This is a genomic window from Mariniphaga sediminis (assembly GCF_003573545.1).
GTDB classification, from domain to species: Bacteria; Bacteroidota; Bacteroidia; order Bacteroidales; family Prolixibacteraceae; genus Mariniphaga; species Mariniphaga sediminis.
Map to the genome: position 1 here is coordinate 100,541 of NZ_QWET01000008.1, position 15,400 is coordinate 115,940.

Sequence of the window (15,400 nt, forward strand, 5' to 3'; positions counted from 1 at the left end):
GCCTTCATTGCTGTACAAATTGAATAAAGCCCTTATTTTTGCATTGTAAATGGCAACGACTATTATGAATTTTAAACTTCTTGTTTTAGCTGTAATACTTCTTCCTTTAAGCTGTACGGAGAAATATACACCGAAACCCCGTGGCTTTTTCCGTATCAGTTTCCCGGAAAAAATATACCATCCCCTCGACAACCGTTTCCCGTACCAGTTCGAGATTCCGCAGTATTCACAAGTAACATCCGACACCCAAAATCCGGATCAGCCCTGGTGGATAAACATTGAAGTTCCCGGGAACAAAGCCGAAGTGCACATTTCATATTATAACCTCAATAAACAAAAGAAAGCCGCGCGTGAACTGCTGGCTGCATTCATGGAAGAAAGCCGCGATTTGGCCTACAAACATTCCATAAAAGCAAACGCGATTGAAGAACAAATTTTTGTGAATCCAGGCCAGGAAGTTTTCGGTACGGTGTACCGCATTGAAGGAAATGCTGCTTCGCCCGTACAATTCTTTCTCACCGACAGCACCCACCATTTTTTGCGTGGTGCACTTTACATCAGGGCAACGCCCGACATCGATTCGCTGAAACCGGTCATCGACTTTTTGGAGCGTGATGTCATCCGGCTCATAGAAACTACAAAATGGGAATAATGGCGTTTATGAAGCTCATTGATACCGCAGCCGGGAAACTGGGAATATGGGAACTAACGGATTCCAGTGAGAAGCTGGCCGAAAATTTCTCCTTTTCTGAAACCGAAAAAAAAGAGTTCGGCCAGCTAAAAAACGAAAAACGCAAAAAAGAGTATCTCGCCGTGCGGTTGCTCCTTGAAAATATGATGCACACCAAAGCTGAAATTGAATACGACCGCAACGGGAAACCACACATAAAAGGGAGTTCATTACACATCAGCATTTCACATTCACCCGAACTGGCAGTCATTTTATTATCAGAAAAGAAAGCCGGAGTTGATGCGGAAAACATTTACCGGAACACCGAAAGCATTGCTACCCGTTTTCTTTCCGGAAAAGAGATTGAAAATACACAGAATACCTCCAATCCGGCGCTGTCCCGCATTATGTACTGGAGTGCAAAAGAAGCAGCCATCAAATACAGCGGCATGGCAGAGATTGAACTGAAATCGGACCTGTTTGTTTATTTTTTTCATCCGGAACCTGAGGGAGGAAAATTCAGCGGTGGAATTTGTAAGGACGGGCCGGTTACCAATTTAACTTTTCACTATTTTTTCTATGAAAAGAATGTGATTGTTACCTGTATTGAAGATAAAAAATAGTAAAGAAATGAAGAAACCGGAAAACCATATACTCGTCATTTTTGGCGCGTCGGGCGATTTAACAAAACGAAAATTGATTCCTGCCCTTTTTTGCTTATACAAACAAAACCTGTTACCCGAAAAGTTCGCCGTATTGGGCGCCTCCCGCACCCCGCTCTCTGATGAAGATTTCAGGGCAAAAACAGACGAATTTTTACCGAATGAAGGAACTGAGGAGTTTAAAAAAATGCTCTTCTACGAACCCGTTTCCCCCACCGAACCAGATGACTTCGGCAAGTTAAAGTCGCGCCTGGAAATATTGGGAAGTGAACGGAACATGGATCCCAACTATATTTTTTACCTTTCTACTCCCCCTTCGGTTTATGAGATTATTGCGAAAAATCTGGCAGATCAAAGATTAAGCAAATCGGAGGAGTATTTCAGAAGGCTCATTATTGAAAAGCCATTTGGCACCGACCTGGGATCAGCCCGGAAATTAAACCGGGATTTACTGCATTATTTCGAAGAAAACCAGGTTTACCGTATCGACCACTACCTGGGAAAAGAAAGTGTGCAAAATATGTTGGTTACCCGGTTTGCCAATGGCATCTTTGAACCATTGTGGAATCGTAATTTTGTAGAACGGGTGGAAGTGACTTCAGCCGAAAGTTTAGGAGTGGAAGAACGTGGCGGGTACTACGAACACTCCGGCGCTTTGCGCGATATGCTGCAAAACCACCTGCTTCAGCTTGTAGGGTTTGTGGCAATGGAACCGCCGGTGGTGATTGAAGCCGACGCCATCCGAAACGAAATTGTAAAAGTATTTCAGTCGTTGCGCCCCATTTCCGAGGAAGAAGTTGAAAAGTTCGTTATCAGGGGACAATATATTGCCTCTACCATTAAAGGAGAAAAAGTAAAAGGTTACCGTGAGGAACCGGGCGTTGATCCCCATTCGCGTACCGAGACTTTCGTAGCCATGAAATTTTATATAGACAACTGGCGTTGGGGAGGGGTGCCGTTTTACATCCGGACAGGCAAAAAACTTCCTGCCAGGGTTACCGAAATTGTCATTCACTTCAAACAGGTACCACACCACTTATTTAACCATGCCGGAATGCCGGGGCCTGTGGACAACCAACTGGTTATCCGCATTCAACCTGACGAGGGAATATTACTGAAATTCAGGATGAAAACACCTGGCGCAGGGTTCCAGGCGCAAACCGTAAATATGGATTTCCATTATTCTGATCTGGCAGATATTCGGCTACCTTCAGCTTACGAGCGGCTTCTCCTCGACAGCATGCAGGGAGATGCAACACTTTATTCGCGTGGCGATGCAGTAGAAGAAGCATGGAGATTTGTACAGCCCATTCTGAGTGCATGGGAAAACAATCCACATATTCCGGTTTACGGATATCCTGCCGGCACATGGGGACCAGAAGGCTCGGATAAACTCATTGAAGACGGCCAGTGGCGCTATCCCTGCAAAAATCTTTCGGACGACGGTACCTATTGCGAACTGTAAAAATTTTATTTCATATATTTACCTTTAAATGCTTAAACTATGGCGACGACTACAGAGGTTAAAATATTTCCTACACCCAAAAAAGTTTGCAAAGCGGTAGCCCATGAGATTCAAAAACTGACACATGGCTCTTCGCAATCACGATTTGACATAGCACTTTCTGGAGGAAAAACCCCAAAAAAGCTGTTCGAAACATTGATAAAAAAATATAAAGATTCCATTCCCTGGGAGCGCATTCATTTCTGGTGGGGTGACGAACGCTGTGTATCGCCCAACAGCGACGAAAGCAATTTTAAAATGGCAAGCGATATCCTGTTTCAGTACGTAGGCATTCCTTCTAAAAATATTCACCGGATAAAAGGGGAAAATCCTCCGGAAGAAGAAGCAACACGCTATGCTGCTGAAATAGATAAAAACCTGAATCATCGTGGAGAAATTCCTGTATTCGATTTAATTCTGCTGGGTTTGGGAGATGATGGCCACACCGCATCCATTTTCCCTGACCAGTTAGAAATTTTTGAAGAGAGCCGGAATTGTGTGGCAACCCGCCATCCGCTTTCAGGGCAAAACAGGATAACCCTAACCGGTAAAGTTCTGAATAATGCCAACCGTGTCTATTTTTTGGTAACAGGAGAAAGTAAATCCATGCGGGTTTCTGAAATTATGAACAACGATGAAGCAGCCAAATTGCTTCCTGCTTATTACATCGTACCTCAAAACGGCTTGCTTATTTGGTTTATTGATGAACCGGCGGCCTCAAAAATCTCCTGATTTCTGAAATCAATGGGCGGTGGAATTCCTTAACTGTAAAGGCTGTGCAAGATCTGCTTTTCCATTATTCCTTAAGGGCATAAAAAGGTTTTATCAGTTGTCTGGGGAACCGTATTAACCGCTTTTCTCTGGTCAAAACAAGTTCAAATTGTTAAGAACAAACCTACTCTTCCATTTCCTTCAGGATTTGCTCCACCTGCTCATTGGTTTTCAACAATTTGTCTTTACACATTTTAAGGAGAGTGGAAACACGTTTCACTTTTTCAGCCAGTTCATCCACGTCAAGCTCTTCATTTTCAATTTTTTCAAGAATTTCTTCAATCTCTGAAATCGCTTCGTTATAAGTCACCTTCTTTGTTGCCATGTTTTCCTTTTTTTGTGATTTTACTTTTTACAGTCCCGTCGGCAAACAGGGTTTCAATTTCGTCATTCAGTTGCAACGGCTCAGCCGATTTTACAATTTTCCCCTCTTTCAGTGTTAGGGTGTACCCACGGTTCAGTACATTTTCAGGATTCAGCAGCCGTACTGTATTTTTATTCAGATGGAGCCGCTCCCGTTCTTTTGCAAAAAAACGGGATGAGCCATTTTTTACCTGTTCTTTTAAATAATTCAATCCCACCTGTTCTTTCAGTATTGCTTCCCGAACAACCCGTTTTAACATCCTTTTTTGCCGGTGAAGGTTGTTTTTTGTTTCCACATTCCAAACAGAAAGGGCGGAATGAAAATCATGTTTCAGGTTGTTTAGTTCCATTTTTTTATTGAAGGAAAACCGGTGCACTTCATGTTGTAACATGCTCCCTGTTTTAATAAGTTGCCTGTTTTTCTCCGAAATGAAACCACTTACAAACCGCTGAAGGTTTCCTGCAACATCTTCCAACTGCTCGTGTTTTACATCGATTGTTTCACGAACCCGCTTCACCACCTCATCTTCCATGCTTATCAAGTGTTCATAAAACCGCTCGCCTCCACTGATGAAGAATTCAGCCACAGCCGTTGGGGTTTTCATGCGCGTGTGCGCCACCATGTCAACGACCGAATCATCTTTCTCATGCCCAATTCCGGTTACCACGGGAAGAGGAAACTGGGTGACGTGGAATGCCAGTTCGTAATTGTCGAAACTGTTGAGGTCGGAAGTAGATCCTCCCCCACGAATGATTGCCACGGCATCGAAAAAATCTTCGTATTGAAAAATACGCTCCAGCGCTCCAATAATAGAGGGAACGGCATCGGCTCCCTGCATGTACGCCTCAAACAGATGGGTGTAAAATTTAATCCCATGTGGGTTGTTTTCCAACTGATCCATAAAATCCTGGTAGCCTGCAGCCGTTTTCGATGAGATGACCGCAATTCGTTGGGGCACCAGCGGCAGGTCCAGCTCTTTGTTCATTTCGAAAACACCTTCATTTTGCAGCCGTTCGATGATTTCTTTCCGCTGCAAAGCCATATCGCCCACCGTGTAGGCAGGGTCAATGTCTTTAATATTCAGGCTCAGTCCATATGCTGCATGAAATTCAACGGAAACCTGTACCAGCACCTTTATTCCATGGCTAAAAAATTGCCCGGTTGTCGTTTCAAAATAAGGTTTCAGTATCCTGTATGTGTACGACCAGATAGTAGCTCGTGCCCTTGCAATAATCTCATTCTCCTTTTTTTCTACCAACTCAAGGTAACAATGACCGCTACGGTTTTCTTTTAGTTCACTGATTTCAGCCACCACCCAAACCGTGCTGGGAATAGCATGGCTTAGTGTATCCTTAATCCATTGGTTCAACTCAAAAAGAGTCAGTTTTTGCTCCATTCCTCAAGGACTTTTTCTGATTTTTACACTTTCTGTCACATCGTCTGAAATGATTTGCAAAAGTAATAATCCCTGTGGCAGGGCTTGTAAGTTCTGTATTATTATTTTTACTGCATCCGGCTTTTCCTCCTTACGAACCAGTTTTCCGTCAAGTGTGTAAAAAGCCAGTTGCACCTTTCCAAGGGTGGCATTGCCATTTTTTTGAAGAACAATGTAATTACTTGCCGGATTGGGATAAACCAGCCAGGTAGCATCGTCAGCCCATTGTTTTAAAATAGAGGTTTTCAATATTTTATCGGCCAGTTTTAAATCGGGAATTCCATATCCGAGCAATGAATCAGGATTGACATAAAGGTGAGCGCTTTGTTCCAGAGCTCTTTTCACCTCTGCAGCTGAAGCATGCGGATTAGCCTGCCACAAACAGGCAGCTGCCCCAGCTACTACAGGCGAAGAATAGGAAGTGCCGTTTCCGGTCCCAATTTTTCCGTTGCTTCGCTGGATAATAGTATTCCATCCCACAGCTGAAACGTTCGGTTTTACGTCGCCATCGGATGCCGGCCCGGGAGATGTGAACGGCGCCGGAACCCCATCCTTGTTCGCAGCGCCAATTGCCAACACACTGTCGCCGTCAGAAGGGGTAATGATATATTTCCACAGATTATTCTGGCGCCCTTCGTTGCCGGCGCTGGCAAATACCAGCATTCCGCGCGATGCCGCAATATTGGCACCTTTCGAAATACGGGTTGTATGGCCATCCATATCGGAATGCGTATGATCCATCCCTGGATCATCAAAGGTACAATAGCCCAGTGAAGAGTTAATGATATCCACCCCTACACTGTCGGCAAATTCTGCGCCGACAACCCAATTGTCCTCCTCTACTAAAAATTCAGAATAAACATCTTCCGTACGAATAATCCAGTATGATGCTTTGGGAGCCGTTCCAATCAAATGACCGGGCACATTTCCCCCCATAACAGAAAGAACGCTCATACCGTGGTAATGGCCCTCAAAAACACCCTCTTCCTGATCCACAAAGTTTTTTGTACCCAAAATTTGTCCGCCCGCCCACAGACTGTCGAAAGCAGGATATTGGTCAGTCCTGTAAAATCCAGCATCCAATACGGCTATATGCTTTCCTTGCCCTCTAAAGTTCTGGTTATGTAAAAACTGACCGTTGAGCTGTGCGACCTGGTAGACGGAATTGCCATAAAGGGTTGTATCAATCTCCAGGTTTTGATAGGGAGCTTCAGGTTCCGTAAATTTATTCACAGCACTTTTGGTACCTGTAGGCCTTTTGGTAAGCTGAACTTCCTTCACAAAAGGAAGCAGCAGGGTGTTGTCAACAAAATTGTCATTCGTGGTTTTTACGGTAATCCCATTCAGCCATTTTGAGGAATGCAGCAACGTAGCCCCCCTTTGAAGCACCCGGCTGATATACTTCGGGTTGACTGGCAAATCGAGTGAGTCGATAGCGATATTTTGATTTTCCCTGCGACGGATAGCACGTTCAGAAAGAAACTCTTCAGGGTTTGACAATGAATAAGACGAATTGTTTTTATCGGTAAAAGCGACCCAATAGCACGACTGACCCCATACCGGAAGTGAGCCAAACAGGGCGGCAAATACAGCCAGGATTACAATTCTTCTCATGACGTTGCTGCTTTAGGATCGGTTTGCCTTTCAAAAATACGGTACATTAAGGAATTATCCTGACTTTTACCTGTTTTTTTGCATTTGCATCATGTATTCTGATGGTGCCTGCATAAATTTTTCAGGGTCAGGAATGGATTGCCTGTTTTTTTCCAGTTTTTGAATTTCAATGTTATCAATACTGTCCCGTACTTCAGGATTCAAAAGGTGTCCCTTATCATACTCCAGAAAATATAGAAATTCTCCCTTTTCATTGTAAAACTTCCACTCCCCGTGGCGTAGGTTGTCCTTATAATAGGCTTCCATTTCAATCCTCCCGTTTTGAAAATAGGACAGGCAAAGCCCATTTCGCTTGTCGTTACTGATTTTACACTGCATGTAGGGTTTACCATTTTTGAAAAATGCCCGGTAGCTTCCCTCCTGCTTCCCGTTTTTCCACTCTGACTCTTCAAATATCTCTCCTGTCGGATAAAACGTCCGGGAAAGCCCCTGCTTCTCCCCTTCTGCGTATTCTTCTTCGGAAATTTTTGTGTCAGCTGAAAAGAAAGCCCACATTCCTTCCTTTTTTTCATTCAAATAAACTCCTTCAGCCATTTTTTTGCCCTGCCGGTCGAACAGCCTGGCAAACGCCGAATCTGAATTCTCCGCATACCGGATTTTTGCTTTTACCTGGCCTCCTTCATAATAACGAGTCCACTCACCTACAGGCCTTCCGTCTTCAAATGTCCCTTCGTACATCAGCCTTCCGTTTGGATAGCTTTTTTGCCACCTCCCTTTCCGCAGACCATTGGCGTCGGTCTGATTGACCTGAGCCAGCACTGCCAGCGGAACAGACAAAACCAAAAGCAGCATCAAGATTCTCATAAATTTTCTTTTCAACTTAAACGACAAAGAAAGGAATTTATTTCGGGTTAAATACGTCTTTCGATTTGTCCGCATATGGGACAAAAATTCCTATTTGAAAACAATGTCCCATTTTGTGTTTTATATGTGATGAAAATAACATAGATTTGACTTTTCCAAATATAAAAGGCAATAATGCCAGCTACTTACAAAAAAGAATACACTAACAAAGGGTCATTACATCACATAGGAACAGTATAAAAAAACCTAAAAAAGGAAACCTGATAAACCGGGGGAGACTTTAGTTGAATTTTCAATTATTAGATCCCGAAGCAAAAAAATAACCAAAAACAAAAGCGAATGGCTGAATTTATACCTGCCTGTTCGACTGTGTATTATGTCCGTTCCAAATATCTTCTGCTGAAATTAATGCAGAGATGTCTTCTTTCTCTCTTCCTTCTGTTATCGACGGCATCGCAGCTATTTGCCCAAATTCAATCTTTTACATCTGGCGATTGGAACTCAACAACAACATGGCAAGAAGGGGTTATACCAATAGCAACTGACAGCGTTATAATAAATCATAACGTGACTATCGCCTCAGGTGATACTGTTGAAGTTTACTCTCTCCATCTGGGACAGGACGGAATTTTAGATGTCGAAGGAACCCTCATTATAAATACGGATCTTACCATGGTAAATAATGAACCGGAATTAGCAGCAGGTTCCAATGCCCTAATAATTATTCGCGGTAATGCCGTCATCTCAAATAGAGTCGAAATTGATCTTTCCAGCTATTTTATTGTCCTCGGTAACTTCACTATTGATGGAGGAGGCGCCACAGATATTGATATTGATGACGCAAGTATTTATGTATTCGGCGAATTTAACGGAGGCAGCACCAGTCTCGACACCTGCAACAGCTATGATGGTTATACGGAAGACTATGACGACATCTGCCATGCAGGAACAGAAGCCGCGTTTTACAACAACGCAGAGGATGGAATTATTCCGCCGCAGATAACCGAACTGGTCAGCGATTGTGCTCCACCTACTGTTCCTTCTCATCCATCAACTTCCAGCATATCATACTGCGGGAACGAAGTGCCGGCTGCGTTAACGGTTGTTGCCACCGGTGATGATTTATCTTATCAATGGTTCAGCAATACCATAAACTCAAATAGCGGAGGAACCGAATTACCGGGAGAGATAAATGCAGAGTACACCCCCTCAACAGTCACTCCCGGCACCCTGCACTTTTACTGCGTCGTTTCCGGAACATGCGGAACGGCAACCAGCAATGCTTCAGGAGCGATAACAATTTACGACACAACCATTACCAGCGGTGAAGTTGGAGGCGCATCCGAACTTACCATGTGTGAAGGTGGTAATCCACCCCCGTTCAACGTAGATCTGCCATCCGGAGGAGATGGTAATTATACTTATCAATGGGAAGAGTCAGAAAATTGTACAGGAATTTGGTTAAATGCTACCGCCCAGGACGATGGAAGTACAACTTCCCTGACATTCAATCCACCGGCCCTCTACGCTACAATATGTTATCGTTTAAAAACAACTGACGGTTGCGGAAATACTGGCTATTCCACAATAAAAACCTATAATATCCTTCCCGATCCCATTTCTCAAATCATTATTCCGAATCCTGAAGAAGGCACCACAGTTTGCGTGGAAGAGAGCATCTCAGCAATTTTTACAGAAGGAGAAGGGGGCACAGGCACAGTAACTGACTTGTACGAATACAGTACTGACGGCGGTTCCGTTTGGAGTGAGTACACACCCGGAAATGAAATTGTGGCAACTGACGGTATGATTGGAGAAGATATGATTCAAATCCGTACCAGAAGGGAAGCAACCGGTTCCGGGTGCAACAATGGAGAATGGAATATGATAGCCTGGTCGGTAGCCGGGTTACCAACCGCTCCAAACTTATCTGCCAGTAGTCCCATTTGCCCGAATTCAGAAGCTGTTTTCTCCATTACAGGAACCCCGGGAGATATTGTTACCTGCGAAGGAGCATCATCCGAAATGGTAACCATTGGCGCCGAGGGGACTATAAATATTACAGTGCCTGATGTGACGGCTGACATATCATTAACTCTGACACGAGTTGAGAATCCGGCAACTAACTGCTCAAGAGAGTTGGATATAACCAAAACAATTCTAGTAGAAGATATTGAAGAACCAACCTTCACTTGTCCGGATGCCGGCAGTGTATTCTTTGACTCTTTCTGTCAGGTTACAATCCCCGATTTGGTCTCAGAAATTACAATTGCTGAAGATAATTGCCGTACTCCAACAGTAACACAGTCACCTGTTGCCGGCACTGCTCTGCCATCTCATGCTGGCCTGGAGCATACCGTAACCATCACGGCTAATGACGGAAACGGGAACACCTCCAGCTGCCATGTCATTATTACGGGAGTACCTTCCAGTCCAATCGATATCGAAGTAGTCGATCTCGGCAACTTTTGCCAAAGTGGTGAAACCGGCACCACCACAGAAATTACCTGGCAAGTTAGTTTGTTGTCCGGCACTACTGACTGGACGTTCGATTATGCCATTCATGACGGCATCAGTGATGTAGTTTTCGAAACAGGGATTGTGGCTAGCGGAAATACCATGATAACATACCATGCCACCAACGAAACCGCTGCGCACAAGACCTTCACATTAACCATTACCAACGTAGCCGATGCCTGTGGCACAGGTGAATCAAATACAGAAAACAACAGTGATCAGGTAACCGTGTATGGGGTGCCGGACACAGGAAACATTCTAACAAATTGACATAAAATGAAAAAAAAACCTGTTTTATTATTAACATTTTAAAACAAACACGATGAGAAAAACTGTCTTACTTTTAACCGCCGCCTTCTTAACCACAATCAGTGCAAATATTTTTGCACAGTCAGCAGGAACCGGAGTTGCCCCCGCAATGGGAGATGTACACACTTATTCCGTAACACTTAATGCAGGAAATACTTACACCTGGGATATTACCGATGACATAGCCGGCACCAACTCGGTTGCAGGCAGTATTGCCACCTTGTCTTCTTCCGGTGGGGAAGATATAAATTCAATTGATATTACATGGGTAAACCCAACGATTGGAACAATGTACTACGTACATGTAACAGAGACCGATGGGAACGGCTGTTCCAACCGGAAAGCATTGGCTGTTTCACCTCAGAATATGTTCCAACTGGAGATTGTTAATGTTGACCTGAATAACGCAGATGATCCCAACGGGGAAGATTATGAAATTTGCCCGGCAGATGTATTGATTACTGCCTATACCGGAGACAATGACGGGACGCTGGCAGAAGCACAGGAATTCACCTATGACTACCTGCGTGACTCTGTATTCTACAAAGTAACTGCAACAGGAATTAACCTGACCAACACCGACTGGAGCCCGCAATTTACTATTGCACATGATGGTATTTCAGGCACAGCTGTAACTGCCGGATGGGCTACTTCAATTGACGGCACTTATACAATGGGATTAGCCGTTGACGGAAGCACAAATGATATCGATGTTTTAACATCCCAAACTACTTCCGGCGAAATCTGGATTAAAATAATTGTGGATAATGCTGATAATTTAACAGGAAATGAAGGATTAGCCGCTAACGATGTTACTGTTACCTTATTGGGTGGCGCCGACGAAAGCGAAGACGAAAACGGGAATGATGCAACCTCTCTAGGAAACGGTTCCAGAAACCAAATTATTAGTGCAAGACCTGCGACTACTGGAATTAGCACATCTGAATAATCTGCAAATATGAAAATCAAAAAAGCCTTGTCCGGGTTGATTTTCTTTCTTGTTGCCAGCGGAATGACTGCACAGAACGGAATCAGTGTGTATGAAGGGGCGCGGTTCCGCTACCGGGTTGATTTTCATGAAGGGAACCAGTATACCTGGCAGGTATTTAACCAGCTGGGGCCTCCGGCATCAGCCAGTGCAGGGGAATTCAGTTTTACGGGAGCAGCCGGTTTGAATGAAACAGAAATTCAGTGGGATTTGGCCGGCACATACTACCTTTCCGTAACAGAAACCGACCTGCAAGGTTGTTCCAATACAAAAGCACTGACAATTCAGGTACTACCCAACCACCGCTCGATAGGGTTCGACATAACAGCAAGCAACGAATGTTTTACTCCGGCGGGTTTCGGGTTTGAACTGGCGCTCACACTTCTCGCAAACCATGGAGAGCCCTTACCCAAGAAGTACTACCCGGTGAATGTGACATTTGCGGTGAACGGAGCGACATACGAACAGGTGATTGAACCTGACGCCACTACCCTGCAAATTACCGAAACCATGTTTGCAGCCAATCCGGCGCAGGATACGCAGGTGTTAATTGAAATTACCGGCGCCACCGACCGGCATAGCGCCGGGATTTTTCCTGACGATGAAAGCAGTACGCATACACGTACCATTTTTGCTATTCCGGAAATTGAATTTACGCAGCAAATACAACTGCTTAAACGCTTGAATGAGAAAACCACTGCTCATACTATGTTTATTCCTGTCTGCATGGAGCGGCAGGAGCCAAGATAAGATTACGCAAGGGGCAGATAAATCACACTCTGTCAGGTTAATTACCGGCAAAGCCCAAAATGCGGTTTACTCCTGGCTTGTCAGTCCTGCAACAGGTACGTCTACAAATATGGAGCTGGTTACAGACAGTGCTACGAACATTGTATGGGACGGCCCACCGGGAATTTACACACTTACAGTAAATGTAATTGACGGGAATGGCTGTATGAGTGAACAAATAAACAAAAAGGTGGAAATTCTAACTCCGGGAGAGTTGATATTTGAGGCGGTCATGCCTTCTACAACCGTCTGCTCCGATTTGGCCGGAGGAGTGAAGGGTTCGGCTCCTCCACACTCTGAAAGCCTCTTCCGGGTAGTGTATGCCGGCGAAAAGAACCTTGTCTCGGCAACTTTTACACTCAAAAACCCTGAAGGAAAATTTGTTGGACTAAACGGTGCTGCTTTACCTGACCAGGCACATCCGGAAGTAACAGTGGAAAACAAAAATGAAGATAAATCCATTGAGATTGCTGTTTCCGATGGATGGGAAAATACCGGAGAAAGTAACGTGCAATTTACTGTAACTCTTATTTCGGCGCGAACAACTGACAACGCGGTGATTATTACAGAGCCGGGAACCGATGTAGTGCGCAATATTACTGTTTTACCCAAACCTGTTATTGAATTTTAAATCGCGAATATTGAAAAAGTATTTTTATATAATGTCTGGTGTAGTGTTATTCGTGGTAGTGACGCTAAAAACTTCTGCACAGGACACCATTCCTTTAAATACTTTTCACGCTTTCGACGTCTATTCCTCTTCAGGCTTTACTTATTCATGGTGGTATCAGAATAAGGAGGGTACTACAACTTATTTTTCTTCTACTGCCCATACCACTGAAGAAATCTTCTGGGAGACTGAAGGGGAATTCGAACTATTTGTTCAGGCAACCGATGCGAACGGATGTTTGTCCGAGATTATTTCAAAAACTTTTGTGGTAAAAAAATCGGAAGGATTCATTCCGGCACTGGTAGCACTACCCGACATCAATGTAACTTATAAAAATACGATGGTTTACGGCGATGTAAGTTTCAATGATTTTGATTTTTTGGATCAAAATTTCGAACCTGTTTTTTCCCTAACAGGCGCAATGTTGCCCGGACTGACATTTTACGATGACGGAACCTATGAATACACTCCCCCACTGGATTTTACAGGCACTGTGGATTTTTCATACAGTATTTGCTATGAAAATCTCCCGGACGAGTGCGCACAGGCCGATGTAACAATCCATGTTCTCCCAACAGAGACAAAAGGGAATATGGCTCCGGTTGCAGCTACCGATGCTGCACTCACTTTACCCGGACAAACCGTTTTCAGCAAATTGCTCGCAAATGATATCGATCCCGATGGGTTCGGTGCACCACTTTCAGCCTCCACATTACCAGTGACGGCTCCTTCAAATGGTACCGTTGTAATCCACGAAGATGGCAGTTTTGCCTACACACCAGCCCCTGGGTTCACCGGCATCGACCGGTTCAGGTACCGTGTATGCGACACGGGCTCTCCGCTGATGTGTGATTCGGCCTGGGTGTATATTATTGTAAATAAATTCGGCGATACCGAAACCAAACCAATTTCAGCTTCCGACGATGTATTTTTATATGTTACAGGAGGAGTTTATTCCCTCCGTGAAAACGACTATGGATTGTTAGGTGAAAACCTGGAGTATAACACCACACCAGTCATCTCTCCTGCGCACGGAACCCTGGAAATGTATCCCAACGGAACATTTATTTACCTGCCAGATAACGGATATACCGGTGTTGACTGGTTTGTTTATGAGGTATGCAACACCAACGATCCACCCCTATGTCGCCAGGGGACAGGATTTATACTTGTTCCCCCAGCGAATCGGCAAGTGAAGATTGCCGGCAGGGATACAACTATCGGGACCTGCTCCCCCTACACCCTCATAGCGTTGGAGGTTGGTGAAGGATTCAACTATGCCTGGAAACCGTCTGCCCTGCTGGATAATCCCACAAGCCGCACTCCGGTATTTACTGCAGAAGAAACAACAATGTTTAAGCTAACTGTTTCAAATGAATACGGATTTAAGTTTATCGATTCGGTACAGGTTACCGTTTCAAAAGTTCGTGCCGATGCAGGCGAAGATTTATTCATAAATAACGGAACAACAGCGGTACTTGACGCCAGCAGCAGCGAAGGAACAAGTCTTCAATACCTTTGGACAACTACAAATGGAAGCATCGACAGTGGTGAAACAAATACCTTCCCCGTGGTGAGCAACTTTGGAACCTACATTCTTCGGGTTACAGACCTGTTCGGCTGTGTTGATACCGACACGGTAAACGTCGGGTTACTAATCCATGCTCCGGTTGCCCGGGACGATTATGATACCACCGAATACCGTTCAGCAGTAAAAATTCATGTACTGAATAACGATTACGATCCTGACAACGACCTCGACTCGTTATCGCTTTCGGTAACTATCCCATCTGCTTATGGAACCACAAGTATCGATATCAACGATTTTGCCATTCGGTATACGCCAGAAAAGGATTTTGAGGGAACCGACCATTTTGGCTACCGAATATGTGATCTGAACGAAAATTGCGATGAAGCCACAGTATTTGTGCTGGTCAACGATTTCCGCTTTTTTATTCCAGATGCCTTTTCTCCAAACAGCGATGGAATAAACGACTATTTTGAAATTTCCGGAATTGAATATTACGAAGGAAACAACATTGAAATATTCAACCGCTGGGGCAACCGGGTTTACCAGGCAAAAAATTACGGAATCAGCGCCTCTCCCAAGTTCTGGGATGGCAGGTCAAATACCGGGGTGAGACTGGGGAAAGAACTGCTTCCAACAGGAACTTACTTTTATGTACTTGATTTGGGAAATGGTGAAAAACGCATTGTCGGATCCATTTATTTAGACAGATAGT

13 protein-coding genes are annotated in these 15,400 nt (G+C 44.3%); 9 read left to right on the plus strand and 4 right to left on the minus strand.

The annotated features are described in order from the left end of the window. The first annotated feature begins 64 nt into the window (after window positions 1–64). The 4 genes from gldD to pgl are packed head-to-tail and all read left to right on the plus strand — an operon-like array spanning window position 65 to window position 3,568. The gene (gldD, locus tag D1164_RS12340; protein WP_119350293.1) at window positions 65–652 is read left to right on the plus strand and encodes a gliding motility lipoprotein GldD; all 588 of its coding nucleotides are present in this window, start codon (window positions 65–67) and stop codon (window positions 650–652) included. An 8-nt stretch (window positions 653–660) separates the two neighbouring features. Next, window positions 661–1,293 (plus strand): 4'-phosphopantetheinyl transferase family protein, encoded by a 633-nt coding sequence (locus tag D1164_RS12345; protein WP_172594440.1) that lies wholly within the window; start codon window positions 661–663, stop codon window positions 1,291–1,293. Window positions 1,294–1,300: 7 nt separating this feature from the next. Then, window positions 1,301–2,797, plus strand: coding sequence for a glucose-6-phosphate dehydrogenase (zwf, locus tag D1164_RS12350; RefSeq protein WP_119350443.1), 1,497 nt, complete (start codon window positions 1,301–1,303; stop codon window positions 2,795–2,797). A gap of 39 nt (window positions 2,798–2,836) precedes the next feature. Then, window positions 2,837–3,568 carry a 6-phosphogluconolactonase gene (pgl, locus tag D1164_RS12355; protein ID WP_119350295.1) on the plus strand — a complete coding sequence of 244 codons (732 nt, stop codon included), beginning with the start codon at window positions 2,837–2,839 and terminating at the stop codon, window positions 3,566–3,568. A gap of 163 nt (window positions 3,569–3,731) precedes the next feature. Here pgl and xseB read toward each other — a convergent pair whose 3' ends face one another. From xseB to D1164_RS12375, 4 genes are all read right to left on the minus strand, one after another. Then, window positions 3,732–3,932: an exodeoxyribonuclease VII small subunit gene (xseB, locus tag D1164_RS12360; protein WP_119350296.1), complete on the minus strand. Its 201-nt coding sequence runs from the start codon at window positions 3,930–3,932 to the stop codon at window positions 3,732–3,734. Next, entirely contained in the window at window positions 3,907–5,367 is a 1,461-nt protein-coding gene (gene xseA, locus D1164_RS12365; RefSeq protein WP_119350297.1) for an exodeoxyribonuclease VII large subunit, read from the minus strand. Before xseA ends, xseB begins: the two co-directional genes overlap by 26 nt. Before the next feature lie 3 nt (window positions 5,368–5,370). After that, window positions 5,371–7,020 carry a S8 family serine peptidase gene (locus tag D1164_RS12370; RefSeq protein ID WP_119350298.1) on the minus strand — a complete coding sequence of 550 codons (1,650 nt, stop codon included), beginning with the start codon at window positions 7,018–7,020 and terminating at the stop codon, window positions 5,371–5,373. Between the two features lie 66 nt (window positions 7,021–7,086). Next, on the minus strand, window positions 7,087–7,884 hold the full coding sequence (locus tag D1164_RS12375; RefSeq protein ID WP_172594441.1) for a toxin-antitoxin system YwqK family antitoxin: 798 nt from the start codon (window positions 7,882–7,884) through the stop codon (window positions 7,087–7,089). Window positions 7,885–8,223: 339 nt separating this feature from the next. Here D1164_RS12375 and D1164_RS12380 point away from each other — a divergent pair, with 339 nt between their 5' ends. From D1164_RS12380 to D1164_RS12400, 5 genes are read left to right on the plus strand one after another with little or no spacing between them, the layout of a single operon-like run. Beyond that, entirely contained in the window at window positions 8,224–10,671 is a 2,448-nt protein-coding gene (locus tag D1164_RS12380) for a hypothetical protein (protein WP_147372169.1), read from the plus strand. 52 nt (window positions 10,672–10,723) lie between these two features. Then, complete coding sequence (locus tag D1164_RS12385; RefSeq protein WP_119350301.1) at window positions 10,724–11,659, plus strand: hypothetical protein; 936 nt, start codon at window positions 10,724–10,726, stop codon at window positions 11,657–11,659. A gap of 9 nt (window positions 11,660–11,668) precedes the next feature. Continuing rightward, entirely contained in the window at window positions 11,669–12,448 is a 780-nt protein-coding gene (locus tag D1164_RS12390) for a hypothetical protein (RefSeq protein ID WP_119350302.1), read from the plus strand. Continuing rightward, entirely contained in the window at window positions 12,384–13,118 is a 735-nt protein-coding gene (locus tag D1164_RS12395) for a hypothetical protein (RefSeq protein ID WP_147372170.1), read from the plus strand. Before D1164_RS12390 ends, D1164_RS12395 begins: the two co-directional genes overlap by 65 nt. A 10-nt stretch (window positions 13,119–13,128) precedes the next feature. After that, a complete protein-coding gene (locus tag D1164_RS12400) occupies window positions 13,129–15,399 on the plus strand; it encodes an Ig-like domain-containing protein (RefSeq protein WP_147372171.1) in 2,271 nt (756 codons plus the stop codon). The last annotated feature ends 1 nt before the right edge of the window (window position 15,400 follow it).

Coding starts and splice junctions, on each gene's coding strand:
- zwf (WP_119350443.1), top strand. CDS start 1,301: ATGAAGAAACCGGAAAACCATATACTCGTCATTTTTGGCGCGTCGGGC.
- D1164_RS12385 (WP_119350301.1), top strand. CDS start 10,724: ATGAGAAAAACTGTCTTACTTTTAACCGCCGCCTTCTTAACCACAATC.
- D1164_RS12345 (WP_172594440.1), top strand. CDS start 661: ATGAAGCTCATTGATACCGCAGCCGGGAAACTGGGAATATGGGAACTA.
- D1164_RS12390 (WP_119350302.1), top strand. CDS start 11,669: ATGAAAATCAAAAAAGCCTTGTCCGGGTTGATTTTCTTTCTTGTTGCC.
- D1164_RS12380 (WP_147372169.1), top strand. CDS start 8,224: ATGGCTGAATTTATACCTGCCTGTTCGACTGTGTATTATGTCCGTTCC.
- gldD (WP_119350293.1), top strand. CDS start 65: ATGAATTTTAAACTTCTTGTTTTAGCTGTAATACTTCTTCCTTTAAGC.
- D1164_RS12395 (WP_147372170.1), top strand. CDS start 12,384: ATGAGAAAACCACTGCTCATACTATGTTTATTCCTGTCTGCATGGAGC.
- xseA (WP_119350297.1), bottom strand. CDS start 5,367: ATGGAGCAAAAACTGACTCTTTTTGAGTTGAACCAATGGATTAAGGAT.
- xseB (WP_119350296.1), bottom strand. CDS start 3,932: ATGGCAACAAAGAAGGTGACTTATAACGAAGCGATTTCAGAGATTGAA.
- D1164_RS12375 (WP_172594441.1), bottom strand. CDS start 7,884: ATGAGAATCTTGATGCTGCTTTTGGTTTTGTCTGTTCCGCTGGCAGTG.
- D1164_RS12370 (WP_119350298.1), bottom strand. CDS start 7,020: ATGAGAAGAATTGTAATCCTGGCTGTATTTGCCGCCCTGTTTGGCTCA.
- pgl (WP_119350295.1), top strand. CDS start 2,837: ATGGCGACGACTACAGAGGTTAAAATATTTCCTACACCCAAAAAAGTT.